Raw genomic sequence first — 15,144 nt, 5'->3', positions numbered from 1 at the left:
TCGAACCCATGAGTACTGGCAAAGAACAATTGGATGTAGAGGACGATTTCATCGCCGTCGAGGCTGACGACGCGGAACCTGCGGTCGTGGAAGTGGCGAAAACCAACCTGAGCAAACGCCGCACCATCGATAACCTGCTGGAAGAGCGTCGCTTACAGAAGCAACTCGCCGAGTATGACTTTGATCTCTGACACGTAAAAGCCTCCCTGATGGAGGCTTTTTACTGATTACGCGTAGCCGGAAACTCAAACCAAGCCATTTCGCTGTGCCAGTTCGATCAGGTCGACCAGCGAACGGGCATTGAGTTTCAACAACAAGCGAGTCTTGTAGGTGCTGACGGTCTTGTTGCTCAGGAACATCCCATCCGCTATTTCCTTGTTGGTCTTTCCGCGAGCCAGTTCCTGCAGGACCATCATTTCCCTAGCGGACAGGCGATCAACCATATCGGACTCGCTGGCATTCCCAAGGCTTGAACGAACCGTATGCAATGCTTGGTTAGGGAAATAGCTGTAGCCGGACAGCACCGCCTTTATTGCACTTAACAGCTCGGTCAAATCCTGTTGTTTGCAAACATAGCCGGCGGCGCCTGTCTGCATGCAGCGCATAGAGAAATGTCCGGGCGCTTGTGATGTCAGCACTAACACTTTCAAGGGTGACGGATTGGCGGTCAAACGAGCGATGACCTCCAACCCATCCAATTTCGGGATTCCAATATCCAGGATGACGATGTCGGGCATTTGTTCCCTGGCAATCTGTAACGCATCGACGCCATTATCTGCTTCAGCGATAACTTCATATCCATGGCGCTCCATTAGCAAACGTACAGCAAGACGAATGACGGGATGATCATCCACGATCAGCACTTTATTCATGGGCAAATCCAAATTCGCTGTTCGAGTTTTTAGAGCACGCACAATAGCCTAGTCATTTCGGCCTTGGCATGCCGCCCCCCATGACCGCTCGCACCGAAAGACATAACCTACAAGCAATACAGAAAAATCCTACAAATAACCCGAGAAATAATGTGCCACGATTTTTTCCACAGGCATGAAGCGGCTTATTCTGACGAGCCGGAAACCCTATGAACAATGCGACTTTTCCCGAAAAAACTTCCCTGACGGCAACATCAAGAGAAAGACATTTATCATAAATAGTTACTGATTTATTTATAGACAACAGCAAAAATTTCGCCCAAAGGAATGAGTTTCTGTATAAAAGATTCTATCTGATTGACGACAAAACAAAGGCACCATCGATATTCTTAACGCTTCAGAGCACGCAACACGACTTAATTCATCAATCTCAATATTCGAGCATGAAACTATTTATGAGTATCAACTATGAACAAACCACTGAGAACCGTTACCAACCCCCTGACCCTTATCGCTATATTCGCAACTTTATCCGAAAGCACCGCAGCCATTTCCCTGCCGTTCCTGGATGACCAGGATCGCGAATACTTCCTATGGTTCCTGATCAGCTTTCCGTTCTACTTGTTATTTCTATTCTTCACTACGCTCAACTTCAATTACCGCTCTTTGTATTCACCTTCGGATTTCCGCAAGGGCAAGCATTTCACGAAAAACATGGACGACTCCTCCAGGGATAGTGATCGCCCACGTCGTTCACCCGGTAAAAGACGCAGGCGTTCTGCCAGATAATCTGCCATATCAACAGGGAACTCGAGTCATCACGGGATGAGCCGGAAGGGAGGGCGGTATAAGAAATATATAAAAAAAGGCCTGCTTATAGCAGGCCGTTTTTTTTTAAAACCGGATCAGAACAACTTACGACCCTTGTTCGCCGCAATGCGCATGCGCAGGGCGTTGAGCTTGATAAAGCCGGCCGCGTCGGCCTGGTTGTAGGCCCCACCGTCTTCCTCGAAGGTCGCGATGTTGGCATCGAACAACGACTCGTCGGATTTGCGTCCGGTGACGATCACGTTGCCTTTGTAGAGCTTCAACCGCACGACGCCATTCACGTGAGCCTGGGAGGCATCGATCATCTGTTGCAGCATCAGACGCTCCGGGCTCCACCAGTAGCCGGTGTAGATCAGGCTGGCGTACTTGGGCATCAACTCGTCTTTCAAGTGAGCCACTTCGCGGTCCAGGGTGATCGATTCAATCGCCCGGTGCGCGCGCAGCATGATGGTACCGCCCGGGGTTTCGTAGCAGCCTCGGGACTTCATGCCAACATAGCGGTTCTCGACGATGTCCAGACGACCAATGCCGTGTTCGCCGCCGATACGATTCAGCGTCGCCAGAACGGTGGCCGGGCTCATTTCCACGCCATCCAGCGCGACAATGTCACCGTTGCGATAGGTCAGTTCCAGGTACTGCGGCGTATCGGGGGCTTTCTCCGGGGAGACGGTCCAGCGCCACATGTCTTCTTCGTGCTCGGTCCAGGTGTCTTCCAGCACGCCGCCTTCGTAGGAGATGTGCAGCAAGTTGGCGTCCATCGAGTAAGGCGATTTCTTCTTGCCGTGGCGCTCGATCGGGATCGCATGCTTCTCGGCGTAGTCCATCAGTTTTTCACGGGACAGCAAGTCCCATTCACGCCACGGGGCAATGACCTTCACGCCCGGCTTGAGAGCATAGGCGCCCAGCTCGAAACGCACCTGGTCGTTGCCTTTCCCGGTGGCGCCATGGGAAATGGCGTCGGCGCCGGTTTCGTTGGCGATTTCGATCAGGCGCTTGGCAATCAGCGGACGGGCAATGGAAGTGCCCAACAGGTACTCGCCTTCGTAAACGGTGTTGGCGCGGAACATTGGGAACACGAAGTCGCGGACGAACTCTTCGCGCAAGTCGTCGATGTAGATCTCTTTGACGCCCATGGCCTGAGCCTTGGCGCGTGCAGGCTCGACTTCTTCGCCCTGCCCCAGGTCAGCGGTGAAGGTCACCACTTCGCAGTTATAAGTGTCCTGCAGCCACTTGAGGATCACCGAAGTGTCCAGGCCGCCGGAATACGCCAGAACGACCTTGTTTACGTCCGCCATGCCATCACTCCACGGGTTGTACGGAAAGCCGGGAAGTCTAACGTCCAGCGCGAATAATTTACAGGGGCGCGACAGCTTATGACGACGAAGCGACAGATTATGTCGAGCGCGCGACGATCAGAGCAGGATCAGGAGGTTCGCGCCGTTGCCCCAGCGGGGGCTGCAATTTTGGTGGGAGCGACCGGCGCCGGAACCTTGCCAGGCGTCACTACCGGTGCGGCAGGCGGCGTCGCTGGCGGTGTCGTCGGCTGTGGCGTCGGAGCTTGAGTCGCCGCCACACGCGCCAGCTGCACAACCACGCGCCGGTTCTTGGCTCGATTGGCGGCGTTGGTATTAGGCACGAGGGGATAACGCTCACCGTGGAAACGTACGGTGAATTGGGATTCCTGGAAACCGTTGGCCTTGAAGAAATCCATGACGGCCAGTGCACGGCGGCGCGACAATTCACGATTGGTCAAACGGTTGCCACTGTTGTCGGAATGGCCGTCGAGTTCGACATGATTGACGCTCGGATCAGCCTTGATGAAGTCGAGCATGACCTGCAACTGCGCCTTGGCTTGGGCGTCGAGCTCAATCCCCTCGCCGGGAAAGCCGATCTGGGTTTGCTTGATCTGCTCGAAATTCTTCGGTAACAGTTTCGCTACACAGCCTTGATAATCGCTGAAAGCCTTGTTGAAACGCACAGGCAACAAGCGGACCTCCGATACCCGGCCGTCCTCGGTATTGCGTCGGACCACAGGGCTACGACCCTCCATTAGCCCGCTGATCAGACGGCCCGCCTGTACCTGGGAGCTGTCGAACAGCACATCGCCGCTGCCGATCCTGACCGAGCCCAGATTGATGTCACCTCGCCCGGGCTGCCAAGGCGCCGCAGCCGCCAGCAACGTCGCGGAGCCGCCACCCATCATCGGGTTATAGGCCTTGAGCCGGAACGTGGCCTGCTCGCCTGCCCGGCGCACGAACTCGCCGCTACCGAAATCGGTGATCGGCTGGCTCAGCCGGCACTCGAACTTGTCGCCTTCGACCGTCCACTCGATGCTCTCCAGACGGGTCTGGAAAGTGAGCGCCATCGCGGGAAGGCTGGCAAACACACTGAGCAAGGCTAGATAACGCTGGCGCACGGGATGCTCCACTGGCATTTATACGGAAATCGAAAAACACGTGGCATGACGCCTATCCGAGACACCGCACGGAATCGTGGCACACCTGAAGGGGCTATCGGTCACTTGCGGCAAAACTTGATAGCGGGTGCCCGGATCGGTCTTTTCCGGTAGCATCCCCCAGAGTTTGACCCGCCTGGAAGCCCCCCAATGTCCGACCGCCTGACCCTGCTGCGTCCCGACGACTGGCATATTCATCTTCGCGATGGTGCTGTGTTGACCCATACCGTCGCCGATGTCGCGCGCACCTTCGGGCGCGCAATCATCATGCCTAACCTGGTTCCGCCCGTGCGTAACGCTGTCGAGGCTGATGGCTATCGCCAGCGCATCCTCGCCGCGCGCCCGGCTGGCAGCCGCTTCGAGCCACTGATGGTGCTTTACCTCACCGACCGCACCCAGCCCGAGGAAATACGCGAGGCCAAGGCCAGTGGTTTCGTCCACGCGGCCAAGTTGTACCCGGCCGGCGCCACCACCAACTCGGATTCCGGCGTCACTGGCATCGACAAGATTTTCCCGGCGCTGGAAGCCATGGCCGAAGTCGGGATGCCCCTTCTGATCCACGGTGAAGTCACTCGCAGCGATGTCGACGTGTTCGACCGCGAGAAAATCTTCATCGACGAGCATATGCGTCGCGTCGTGGAGCGTTTCCCGACGCTCAAGGTGGTCTTCGAGCACATCACCACCGGCGATGCCGTGCAGTTCGTCAACGAAGCCCCGGCCAATGTCGGCGCCACGATCACTGCGCATCACCTGCTGTACAACCGCAACCACATGCTGGTGGGCGGGATCCGGCCGCACTTCTATTGCCTGCCGATCCTCAAGCGTAACACCCATCAGGAAGCCTTGCTCGACGCCGCCACCAGCGGCAGCGCCAAGTTTTTCCTCGGCACGGACTCGGCGCCCCACGCCCGCCACGCCAAGGAAGCCGCTTGCGGTTGCGCCGGGTGCTATACCGCCTACGCCGCCATCGAGATGTACGCCGAGGCGTTCGAGCAGCGCAACGCGCTGGACAAGCTCGAAGGTTTCGCCAGCTTGCACGGCCCGCGTTTCTACGGCCTACCGGTGAACACCGATCGTATTACCCTGGTCCGCGACGAGTGGACCGCCCCCGCCAGCCTGCCCTTTGGCGAGCTGACTGTCATCCCGCTGCGCGCCGGTGAAAAACTGCGCTGGCGCCTGCTGGAGGAAAACGCGTGAGTGAAGATCATTTCGACGACGAACTGGACGGCAATGCTGGTTCCGGAGGCGCTCGCCATCCCATGGCCGCTCGTTTCCGGGGCTATCTGCCGGTGGTGGTCGACGTAGAAACCGGCGGCTTCAACTCCGCCACCGATGCGCTGCTGGAAATCGCCGCGACGACCATTGGCATGGACGAAAAAGGCTTTGTGTTCCCTGACCACACCTATTTCTTCCGCGTCGAACCGTTCGAAGGCGCCAACGTCGAAGCCGCCGCGCTGGAGTTCACTGGGATCAAGCTCGACCACCCGCTGCGCATGGCGGTCAGCGAGGAAACCGCGCTGACCGACATCTTCCGTGGCGTGCGCAAGGCGCTGAAAGCCAACGGTTGCAAGCGTGCGATCCTGGTGGGGCACAACAGCAGCTTTGACTTGGGCTTTCTCAATGCCGCCGTTGCGCGGCTGGACATGAAGCGCAACCCATTCCACCCGTTTTCCAGCTTCGACACGGCGACCCTGGCCGGCCTGGCGTACGGCCAGACTGTCTTGGCCAAGGCCTGTCAGGCAGCCGACATCGATTTCGATGGCCGTGAGGCCCACTCGGCCCGCTACGACACCGAGAAGACCGCCGAGCTGTTCTGCGGCATCGTCAACCGCTGGAAAGAGATGGGTGGCTGGCAGGACTTCGACGACTGACATCGGCGCCAGATCCGGCTCTTGTGCTCTTTTGGCTCTTGTGGCGAGGGAGCTTGCTCCCGCTGGGTGGCGTAGCCGCCCCAAATATTTTGTGAGCGCTTCGCGCTCAAGCGGGAGCAAGCTCCCTCGCCACGAGATTTCGTGCTTCAGCCGACAAGTTTGGAACACCCATAAAAAAACCGGCCCATCAAGGGCCGGTTTTTTTATGCCGCGTGCGCTTACAGCTTGTCGCTGTGCTCGCCCAGATAGGCGGCTACGCCTTCAGGGGACGCGGTCATGCCCTTGTCGCCTTTTTTCCAGTTGGCTGGGCAGACTTCGCCGTGTTCTTCGTGGAATTGCAGGGCGTCGACCAGACGGATCAGCTCTTCCATGTTACGGCCCAGCGGCAGATCGTTGATGATCTGCGAACGAACCACGCCTTTGTCATCGATCAGGAACGCGCCACGGAAGGCCACGCCGCCTTCCGACTCAACGTCGTAGGCCTTGGCGATTTCGTGCTTCATGTCGGCAGCCATGGTGTACTTCACTTGGCCGATCCCGCCATTGTTGATCGGGGTGTTGCGCCAGGCGTTGTGGGTGAAGTGCGAGTCAATCGAAACAGCGACCACTTCAACGTTGCGCGCCTTGAAATCGTCCATGCGGTGATCCAGTGCGATCAGCTCGGATGGGCAGACGAAGGTGAAGTCCAGCGGGTAGAAAAACACCAGGCCGTATTTGCCTTTGATGGCCGAGGACAGGGTGAAGCTGTCGACGATTTCGCCGTTGCCGAGGACGGCAGGAACGGTGAAGTCCGGGGCTTGTTTGCCTACGAGTACGCTCATTGGATATCTCCTGGTGTAGTAACGTGAAAACAGAGTTCGTGTCAGCCTGTCACCCTCAGGCGACAGCCCTGTGACACGAACCCGCTTTGCAAGGACCGACCATCATACACCGCGCATTTGGACTGTCCTCAACGGTTTTTCAGTCACCTCGAAAATCCGTGGCACTTAACGGCGTGTCAACACCAAACCGTTCGTCAGCCTGGGGCCATTGTGACCAAAGAGGTTTAGAAACCACTTTGACAATCATTCTCGTTAACATTAAGATCCGTCTCAATTGAGTCACAACCAGCGACGGTTCTCACTTATGTATGTATGCCTCTGCACTGGCGTCACCGACGGACAAATCCGCGAAGCGATCTATGAAGGTTGCTGCAGCTACCGCGAAGTCCGCCAGGCCACCGGCGTAGCCAGCCAATGCGGTAAATGCGCCTGCCTTGCCAAGGAAGTGGTGCGTGAAACCCTCGCCAAAGTACAGACCGCCCAGGCCTCGATCCCTTATCCGGTAGAATTTACTGCCGCATAAATCCAGCTTTTTGAAGAACCGGACTCAATGTCCGGTTTTTTTATGCCTGTAAATCAATTGCTTAGCTTCCAGACGCGGAACACAAACATTCTTATTCCGATTAATTTTCATTTATTATTCAATAACTTAGGTTTGACACTCGCAAATGCGCGGCTCAAACTCTGCCTTATACACAGCTATTACAGGGCAGGCCCTCACCATGAAAGGCGACATCACAGTCATCCAGCATCTCAACAAGATCCTCGCCAATGAGCTGGTCGCGATCAATCAATACTTCCTGCACGCACGCATGTATGAAGATTGGGGCCTGAACAAGCTGGGCAAGCACGAGTACCACGAATCCATCGACGAGATGAAACACGCGGACAAGCTGATCAAGCGCATCCTGTTCCTCGAAGGCCTGCCGAACGTCCAGGACTTGGGCAAGCTGCACATCGGTGAACACACCCGCGAAATGCTTGAGTGCGACCTGCGCATCGAACGCACCGGCCACGCCGACCTGAAAGCCGCCATCGCCCATTGCGAAACCGTCGGCGACTTCGGCAGCCGCGAACTGCTCGAGGACATTCTCGAATCCGAAGAAGAACACATCGACTGGCTGGAAACCCAGTTGGGCCTGATCGACAAGATCGGTCTTGAGAACTACCTGCAATCGCAGATGGGCGAAGAATAAGCCTCGCCGAAAGCACGCCACAAAAAAGCCCCGCCCTCTTTCGAGGAGCGGGGCTTTTTGTTGCCTGGATTTCCAGGCTCACTTAAATCCTGTGGATCAAGCTTCGGTCTTGTTCGCCGCTGCCGCTTCTACAGCAGCCTTGATCGCGGACTGCAACGAACCGTCAGCCGCCATCTCGGTCATGATGTCGCTACCGCCGACCAGTTCACCGCCAACCCACAATTGTGGGAAGGTTGGCCAGTTGGCGTACTTGGGCAGGTTGGCGCGGATTTCCGGGTTCTGCAGGATGTCCACGTAGGCAAACTTCTCGCCACACGCCATCACCGCCTGGGCAGCCTTGGCCGAGAAGCCGCACTGAGGCGCATTCGGCGAGCCTTTCATGTAGAGCAGGATGGTGTTGTTGGCAATCTGGTCTTTGATCGTTTCGATGATATCCACGGAGCACCTCGGCTTAAACTTTGCGACTTCAGATGTCGACACGGTGGCGCATTGTAACGGAAAGCCGAGCTCCCTGCTCGGTCCGCCCCAGAGACAATTCTACGCAGCCGCCACCTTCACCGGAACCCCGTTAAGCGCCGCGTTGCCGGACAATTCATCGAGTTGGCATTCATCGGTCAAGTCATTGGCACTGGAACCCGGCTGCGCGCTAGCAATGGTCATCTGCACACCCGGACGGGCATGGCCCCAGCCATGAGGAAGACTGACCACGCCTCTCATCATATCCAGGCTGCCCTGCACCTCCACTTCGATCACCCCTACTCGCGAACTGACCTTGACCCGCTGTCCATCGACAAGACCCCGGCTCGCCAGGTCATCGGGATGCATCAGCAACTGATGCCGCGGCTTGCCTTTCACCAGCCGATGAAAGTTATGCATCCACGAATTGTTGCTGCGCACATGGCGACGGCCAATCATCAGCAGCTCATCCACCGCCGGCGCTCGCAACGCGGCGAAGCGCGCCAGGTCGGCGAGGATCACCGCGGGCGCGGCCTGCACCCGACCATTTTCAGTTTTCAGCCTTGCGCTGAGATTGGGTTTGAGCGCACCGAGGTCAATGCCGTGAGGATGATCAAACAGGGTCGCCAGAGACAGCTTGTGCGGCGATGCATCCCCATACGCACCTGCCCGCAGGCCGAAATCGATCATCTGTGCCGGCGGTATGGTCGGCTTGAGTTCCTTGCCGGTCCGGGCCGCAAAGGCTTTGGCCAGGCCGACGAAGATTTCCCAGTCATGCAGCGCCCCCTCGGGCTTGGGCAGGATCGCCCGGTTGAAACGGCTGACGTTGCGCACCGCGAACAGATTGAATGTGGTGTCGTAGTGATCGTTTTCCAGGGCTGAGGTCGACGGCAGGATCAGGTCGGCATAGCGAGTGGTCTCGTTGATGTACAGATCGATACTGACCATGAACTCAAGGCCATCCAGCGCCTGCTCCAGCTGCCGTCCGTTGGGCGTGGACAGCACCGGATTACCCGCCACGGTGACCAGCGCACGGATCTGCCCTTCGCCCTCGGTGAGCATTTCTTCGGCGAGGGCCGACACCGGCAGCTCGCCTGCGTATTCGGGACGCCCGGAAACCCGACTTTGCCAGCGATTGAAGTGCCCGCCCGAGGTGGTCGCCACCAGATCCACCGCCGGCTCGGTGCACAGCGCCCCGCCCACTCGGTCCAGATTGCCGGTCACCAGATTGATCAGCTGGATCAGCCAGTGGCACAGCGTGCCGAAAGCCTGGGTCGACACGCCCATCCGCCCGTAGCACACCGCTGACGGCGCGGCGGCGAAATCACGGGCCAGTTGACGGATCTGCGCCGCCGGAATCGCACAAAGCGGGCTCATTGCCTCCGCGGTAAAGCTTGCAACGGCCTGGCGCACCTCTTCGAGGCCATCCACCGGCAAATGACCGTCACGAGTCAGGCCTTCGCTGAAGAGCGTGTTGAGCAAGCCAAACAGCAACGCAGCATCACCACCGGGGCGTACGAAGACATGCTGGTCGGCAATGGCCGCGGTCTCGCTGCGCCGTGGATCAACGACCACCACCTTGCCGCCCCGGGCCTGGATCGCCTTGAGGCGCTTCTCCACGTCCGGCACGGTCATGATGCTGCCATTGGAGGCCAGGGGATTGCCCCCCAGGATCAGCATGAAGTCGGTGTGGTCAATGTCCGGAATTGGCAGTAAGAGGCCGTGGCCGTACATCAAGTGGCTGGTCAGGTGATGGGGCAGTTGATCCACCGAGGTCGCCGAGAAGCGGCTACGGGTTTTCAGCAGACCGAGGAAATAGTTGCTGTGGGTCATCAGCCCATAGTTATGCACGCTGGGGTTGCCCTGATAAACGCCCACCGCGTTCTGACCGTGGCGTTCCTGGATGCTTGCCAGGCGTTCGGCCACCAACGCGAACGCATCCTCCCAGGCGATGGGTTGCCATTCGCTGCCCATCCGCCGCATGGGCTGGCGCAACCGGTCCGGATCATTCTGGATATCCTGCAGCGCGACTGCCTTTGGGCAGATGTGCCCACGGCTGAAACTGTCCAGCGGATCACCTTTGATCGAGGTTATCGCCAGGCCCTGGCCTTCAGTTTCGGTGGTTTCGAGCGTCAGGCCACAGATGGCCTCACACAGATGGCACGCACGGTGATGAAGAGTCTTGGTCATGGCCAGTCTCTGTTTTATTCGTAGCGGCCGCTTTCGGCCGCGGGAACAAAACTATGGCCCGTGATCCCCTACCGCGCCAGCGACGTTCGTCCTGTGAATCGGCGGGCATCAGGCCAGCCGATTTCAGGGCTGCTCGGGAGGCGGCGCCAGCAACTGGATTTCCTCGATGGTCTCCACTTCCTCATGGGAAATGGGTACGCCCGTCAATTCGCCAATCAAGCGCCAATGCTCGTCAAGTCCGCTGCTGATAGTGGCCATGCGATCAATCATCCGACGACCCGCGGCCTTGGTCACTTCGTCGTCGCTGCGCAACAACTCGAATGACATGGACGTCACCGAAGCGGTCAGGTGCGTCAGGGAGCGCGCCGTCAGCCCCAGCAATTCCATCAGTTGTCGCTCTTTCGAATCCATTTCGGGGCTCCTGCATATAGGGGTTCATTTATAACCCAGGCCCTTGGTTTAGGAAATCTCACATCCGACAATGGACACTGGAAATCCAGGCACGCCAGCCGAAAACCGAGCGTTTATCGTCCCACGCCCGTCCGGCTTGTTTGCCAAGCGCCGCGGCGCCAGTGTACAAATGGGCCGCTGCTGTCAGGAAACCGGCTTTAAATACGTCATTGCAGTCCTGCCATGACCTCGCTGAAATCCCCTTTAACCGTAGCCCTATTGGTAAGAGCGACATTTAATGTCAATATCGCGCCTTCCCCCTAATTTCGTCGCCCCGTGCGGCTTTTGCCGCAGGTCTCGCCCGTTTTTCCATTAAACAAGGCTTTGAGCATCTGCGGTCAGTAACAAAAGGTAGTCAATCATGAGCGCAAGGCACTTTCTCTCCTTGATGGATTTCACGCCCGATGAGTTGCTCGGCGTCATCCGTCGAGGCGTGGAGCTCAAGGACCTGCGTAAGCGCGGCGTACTGTTCGAGCCCTTGAAAAACCGTGTACTGGGGATGATCTTCGAGAAAGCCTCGACGCGCACGCGCATTTCGTTCGAAGCCGGCATGATCCAGCTCGGTGGCCAGGCGATTTTCCTGTCGCCCCGCGACACCCAGCTCGGCCGCGGCGAGCCCATCAGCGATTGCGCCATCGTCATGTCGAGCATGCTCGATGCGGTGATGATCCGGACCTTTGCCCACAGCACCCTGACCCAATTCGCAGCCCACTCCCGCGTGCCGGTGATCAATGGCCTGTCCGATGACCTGCATCCCTGCCAGCTCCTGGCCGACATGCAGACGTTCCTCGAACACCGGGGCTCGATCCAGGGCAAGACCGTGGCATGGATCGGTGACGGCAATAACATGTGCAACAGCTATATAGAAGCGGCGATCCAATTCGATTTCCAGCTGCGCATCGCCTGCCCTGAAGGCTACGAACCCAATCCGCAATTCGTCGCCCGGGCCGGTGACCGCGTGACCCTCGTTCGCGACCCGAAACAAGCGGTCACCGGCGCGCACCTGGTAAGCACCGACGTCTGGACGTCCATGGGCCAGGAAGAAGAAACCGCCAAGCGCCTGAAGCTGTTCGCGCCTTTCCAGGTCAATCGCGCCCTGCTCGACCTGGCGGACGACGACGTGCTGTTCATGCATTGCCTGCCGGCCCATCGTGGCGAAGAGATCAGCCTCGACGTGCTGGATGATCCGCGCTCCGTGGCCTGGGACCAGGCCGAGAATCGTCTCCACGCACAGAAGGCCCTGCTCGAGTTTCTCGTCGAGCCGGCGTACCACCACGCATGAGCCATTCCTTGTTACTGAATCTGCACAACCTGGCTTGCGGTTATCAGGGCCAACGGGTCGTGCAGAACCTCAACCTGCACCTCAATGCCGGCGATATCGGCTGCCTGCTCGGCTCGTCCGGGTGCGGCAAGACCACGACCTTGCGGGCCATCGCCGGTTTCGAGCCCGTGCATGAAGGTGAGATCCAGCTGGCCGGGGAAACCATTTCCCGCGCGGGCTTTACCCTCGCCCCGGAGAAGCGCCGTATCGGCATGGTGTTCCAGGACTATGCGCTGTTCCCGCACTTGAGCGTCGCCGAGAACATCGCCTTCGGCATTCGCAAACATCCTCAAAAGGATCGCGTGGTCGAAGAGCTGCTGGAATTGGTCAACTTGAAGAACCTGGGCCAGCGCTTTCCCCATGAGCTTTCTGGGGGCCAGCAACAACGCGTGGCGCTTGCCCGGGCGTTGGCGCCCGAGCCGCAACTGTTGTTGCTCGACGAACCGTTTTCCAACCTCGACGGCGAGCTGCGACGCAAGCTCAGCCATGAGGTGCGCGATATTCTCAAGGCTCGCGGCACCAGCGCGATCCTGGTGACCCATGACCAGGAAGAGGCCTTTGCGGTGAGCGATCATGTCGGTGTGTTCCGGGAAGGTCGACTGGAGCAGTGGGATACACCTTACAACCTGTATCACGAACCGCTGACGCCTTACGTCGCCAGTTTCATTGGCCAGGGTTATTTCATTCGCGGCCGACTCGACAGCCCGGAATCGGTGCAAACCGAACTGGGCGTGCTGCGCGGCAACCGAGCCTACACCTGGCCGATCGGCGGCGCCGTGGATGTGCTGCTGCGCCCGGACGATATCGTCTATGCGCCAGACAGCCAGCTGACAGCCACTATCGTCGGCAAGACGTTCCTCGGTGCTTCTACCTTGTATCGCCTGCAATTGCCGACAGGCGCGCAACTGGAATCGATTTTCCCGAGCCATGCCGATCATCAGGTCGGGGCGACCGTGGGTATCCGAGTGGCGGCCGAGCACTTGGTATTGTTCCAGGCCTCGGGCAGCACAGCGGCACATCTGCCGCCGGTGGAAAGTGGCGTGCGACGACACAGCGCGGCCAGCTAATGCTTCGGGAGGCTTTTGCGGCGAAGGAGCAAGCTCCCTCGCCACAGGTCAACCCAGGGACAGCGTCCCGCTCGCCACCAGCGTCGCATGCCCGCCGATCTTCACCCGCTCTCCCTCCAACCGACAAAACAATGCCCCGCCCCTGGCTGAACACTGATACGCCGTAAGACCGTGCTTGTTCAGGCGCTTGGACCAGTATGGAATCAAGCTGCAATGGGTTGACCCGGTGACCGGATCCTCATTGATGCCGATCGCCGGGGCAAAGTAGCGCGAGACGAAATCGTGCTTGCTTCCCGGCGCCGTCACGATAGCGCCCGGCCACGGCAGCTTTGCCAAAGCGGCCATATCAGGCTTGCAGTCCAGCACGGCTTGCTCCGACTCCAACACCACGAACAGCTCGTTGGAGCTCAGCACGTCCACCGCCTCGACCCCCAAGGCATTCTGGACGGCCAGGGAAGCGCCCAATTCAGCCGGCACTATCGCAGGGAAATCCAACCACAGCCGGTCACCTTCGCGGCTGACGCTCAGCGCTCCAGACTTGCAGATAAAATCCAGCTGCTGCGCGGTTTCGTGATAGACCTCGAACAATACGAAAGCGCTGGCCAATGTCGCATGTCCACAGAGCGGGACTTCCGTGGTGGGAGTAAACCATCGAATGTGCCATTGCTGGTTTTCACGCACCAGGAAAGCGGTTTCAGCCAAGTTATGTTCGGCCGCGATCTTCTGCATCAAATCGTCGGCGAGCCAGGCATCGAGCCGATAGACCATCGCCGGGTTACCGCCAAACGGTCGGTCACTGAACGCATCGACCTGATGAAACGCGAGCTGCATGGCACTTCTCCTTTTTTTATAGATGCGCGAGCATGAGCCGCACCGACACCACTTATCCAGTGACAGATGAGCACAATTTTTGCCCTACAGCGCAGGATGAAGTTTTGACACCCGATAAAGCTTGAAGCCTCAGATTATCGTGGCAAGGGATTCAGGGACGCCCTATGTCGGCGAATGCCGCCCCGGTATGTTCCTTCAATACCGAAGGCGCCAATTCAACTTCCAAACCACGCCTACCCGCACTGACAAACATACTGGCGAGAGGCTGCGCAGAATTGTCGATAAACGTGCGAAGACGCTTCTTCTGCCCCAGCGGACTGATACCGCCAAGCAGATAACCCGTCGAGCGTTGAGCGGCGGCTGGATCGGCCATCTCGACTTTTTTCACCCCCGCCGCGTGGGCCAGCGCTTTCAGGTCCAGGCTTCCAGCCACGGGCACCACCGCCACCAGCAACTCGCCCTTCTCGCTGGCAGCCAACAAGGTCTTGAACACCCGCGCCGGCTCCAATCCGAGCTTTTCAGCAGCCTCCAGCCCATAGGACGCCGCCTTGGGATCATGTTCGTAGCTGTGGATGCGATGTTCGGCGCGCACTTTCTTAAGCAGATCCAACGCGGGGGTCATGGCCACTCCTGACAGAAAAACAAAAAAGGACTGTCAGGAATTCTATGCGATCAGCGGCCTAAAGGCTTTGCGGCGGTCATTCACGCCACGAATAATCGTAAAGTGACTGACGGTTCACTTTCGACCTTTGACAGTGGCGTTTCTTGTCTATATTTTTTCGAAAC

At 58.3% G+C, this 15,144-nt stretch carries 16 protein-coding genes and 1 pseudogene; 8 read left to right on the top strand and 9 right to left on the bottom strand.

The annotated features are described in order from the left end of the window. Positions 1–8 precede the first annotated feature (8 nt). Positions 9–191, top strand: coding sequence for a hypothetical protein (locus tag HU762_RS09260; RefSeq protein ID WP_186635721.1), 183 nt, complete (start codon positions 9–11; stop codon positions 189–191). Between the two features lie 54 nt (positions 192–245). Here the strand turns inward: HU762_RS09260 and HU762_RS09255 are convergent, their stop codons facing one another. Further along, positions 246–872, bottom strand: a complete 627-nt coding sequence (locus HU762_RS09255; RefSeq protein WP_186635718.1) for a response regulator transcription factor — start codon at positions 870–872, stop codon at positions 246–248. 468 nt (positions 873–1,340) lie between these two features. Between HU762_RS09255 and HU762_RS09250 the strand changes: the two are divergent. Next, positions 1,341–1,598: pseudogene (locus HU762_RS09250) on the top strand (hypothetical protein); the annotation flags it as partial. Between the two features lie 179 nt (positions 1,599–1,777). Here the strand turns inward: HU762_RS09250 and HU762_RS09245 are convergent. Continuing rightward, entirely contained in the window at positions 1,778–2,995 is a 1,218-nt protein-coding gene (locus tag HU762_RS09245) for an argininosuccinate synthase (RefSeq protein ID WP_003204943.1), read from the bottom strand. Between the two features lie 128 nt (positions 2,996–3,123). Beyond that, entirely contained in the window at positions 3,124–4,116 is a 993-nt protein-coding gene (locus tag HU762_RS09240) for an OmpA family protein (RefSeq protein ID WP_186635715.1), read from the bottom strand. Between the two features lie 189 nt (positions 4,117–4,305). Here HU762_RS09240 and pyrC point away from each other — a divergent pair, with 189 nt between their 5' ends. Next, a complete protein-coding gene (gene pyrC, locus HU762_RS09235) occupies positions 4,306–5,352 on the top strand; it encodes a dihydroorotase (protein ID WP_186635712.1) in 1,047 nt (348 codons plus the stop codon). Then, positions 5,349–6,026 (top strand): ribonuclease T, encoded by a 678-nt coding sequence (gene rnt, locus HU762_RS09230; protein WP_186611625.1) that lies wholly within the window; start codon positions 5,349–5,351, stop codon positions 6,024–6,026. The genes pyrC and rnt overlap by 4 nt, the downstream gene beginning before the upstream one ends. 218 nt (positions 6,027–6,244) lie before the next feature. Here the strand turns inward: rnt and HU762_RS09225 are convergent, their stop codons facing one another. Beyond that, on the bottom strand, positions 6,245–6,847 hold the full coding sequence (locus HU762_RS09225; protein ID WP_003204949.1) for a peroxiredoxin: 603 nt from the start codon (positions 6,845–6,847) through the stop codon (positions 6,245–6,247). A 304-nt stretch (positions 6,848–7,151) separates the two neighbouring features. Here HU762_RS09225 and HU762_RS09220 point away from each other — a divergent pair, with 304 nt between their 5' ends. Next, positions 7,152–7,370, top strand: a complete 219-nt coding sequence (locus HU762_RS09220; RefSeq protein WP_003178704.1) for a bacterioferritin-associated ferredoxin — start codon at positions 7,152–7,154, stop codon at positions 7,368–7,370. 199 nt (positions 7,371–7,569) lie between these two features. Continuing rightward, entirely contained in the window at positions 7,570–8,043 is a 474-nt protein-coding gene (gene bfr / locus HU762_RS09215; RefSeq protein ID WP_186635709.1) for a bacterioferritin, read from the top strand. Positions 8,044–8,139: 96 nt separating this feature from the next. Here the strand turns inward: bfr and grxD are convergent, their stop codons facing one another. The 3 genes from grxD to HU762_RS09200 form a co-directional block, all read right to left on the bottom strand. Continuing rightward, on the bottom strand, positions 8,140–8,481 hold the full coding sequence (gene grxD, locus HU762_RS09210; RefSeq protein ID WP_186635706.1) for a Grx4 family monothiol glutaredoxin: 342 nt from the start codon (positions 8,479–8,481) through the stop codon (positions 8,140–8,142). A gap of 99 nt (positions 8,482–8,580) precedes the next feature. Next, entirely contained in the window at positions 8,581–10,689 is a 2,109-nt protein-coding gene (locus HU762_RS09205; RefSeq protein WP_186635704.1) for a molybdopterin oxidoreductase family protein, read from the bottom strand. Between the two features lie 123 nt (positions 10,690–10,812). Further along, positions 10,813–11,100, bottom strand: coding sequence for a hypothetical protein (locus HU762_RS09200; RefSeq protein ID WP_186635701.1), 288 nt, complete (start codon positions 11,098–11,100; stop codon positions 10,813–10,815). 400 nt (positions 11,101–11,500) lie between these two features. Here HU762_RS09200 and argF point away from each other — a divergent pair, with 400 nt between their 5' ends. Further along, positions 11,501–12,421, top strand: a complete 921-nt coding sequence (gene argF / locus HU762_RS09195) for an ornithine carbamoyltransferase (protein ID WP_186635699.1) — start codon at positions 11,501–11,503, stop codon at positions 12,419–12,421. Next, entirely contained in the window at positions 12,418–13,527 is a 1,110-nt protein-coding gene (locus HU762_RS09190; RefSeq protein WP_186635697.1) for an ABC transporter ATP-binding protein, read from the top strand. Before argF ends, HU762_RS09190 begins: the two co-directional genes overlap by 4 nt. A 48-nt stretch (positions 13,528–13,575) precedes the next feature. Here the strand turns inward: HU762_RS09190 and HU762_RS09185 are convergent, their stop codons facing one another. Together HU762_RS09185 and ybaK are read right to left on the bottom strand one after the other, a co-directional pair. Further along, complete coding sequence (locus HU762_RS09185) at positions 13,576–14,358, bottom strand: PhzF family phenazine biosynthesis protein (RefSeq protein WP_186635694.1); 783 nt, start codon at positions 14,356–14,358, stop codon at positions 13,576–13,578. 151 nt (positions 14,359–14,509) lie between these two features. After that, positions 14,510–14,980, bottom strand: a complete 471-nt coding sequence (gene ybaK, locus HU762_RS09180) for a Cys-tRNA(Pro) deacylase (protein WP_186611633.1) — start codon at positions 14,978–14,980, stop codon at positions 14,510–14,512. Positions 14,981–15,144: the final 164 nt, after the last annotated feature.

Source organism: Pseudomonas sp. SWRI92 (assembly GCF_014268685.1).
Lineage (GTDB): Bacteria > Pseudomonadota > Gammaproteobacteria > Pseudomonadales > Pseudomonadaceae > Aquipseudomonas > Aquipseudomonas marvdashtae.
Note: the sequence above shows the minus strand (reverse complement) of the source record. Positions and strands in the feature narration are given on the sequence as shown.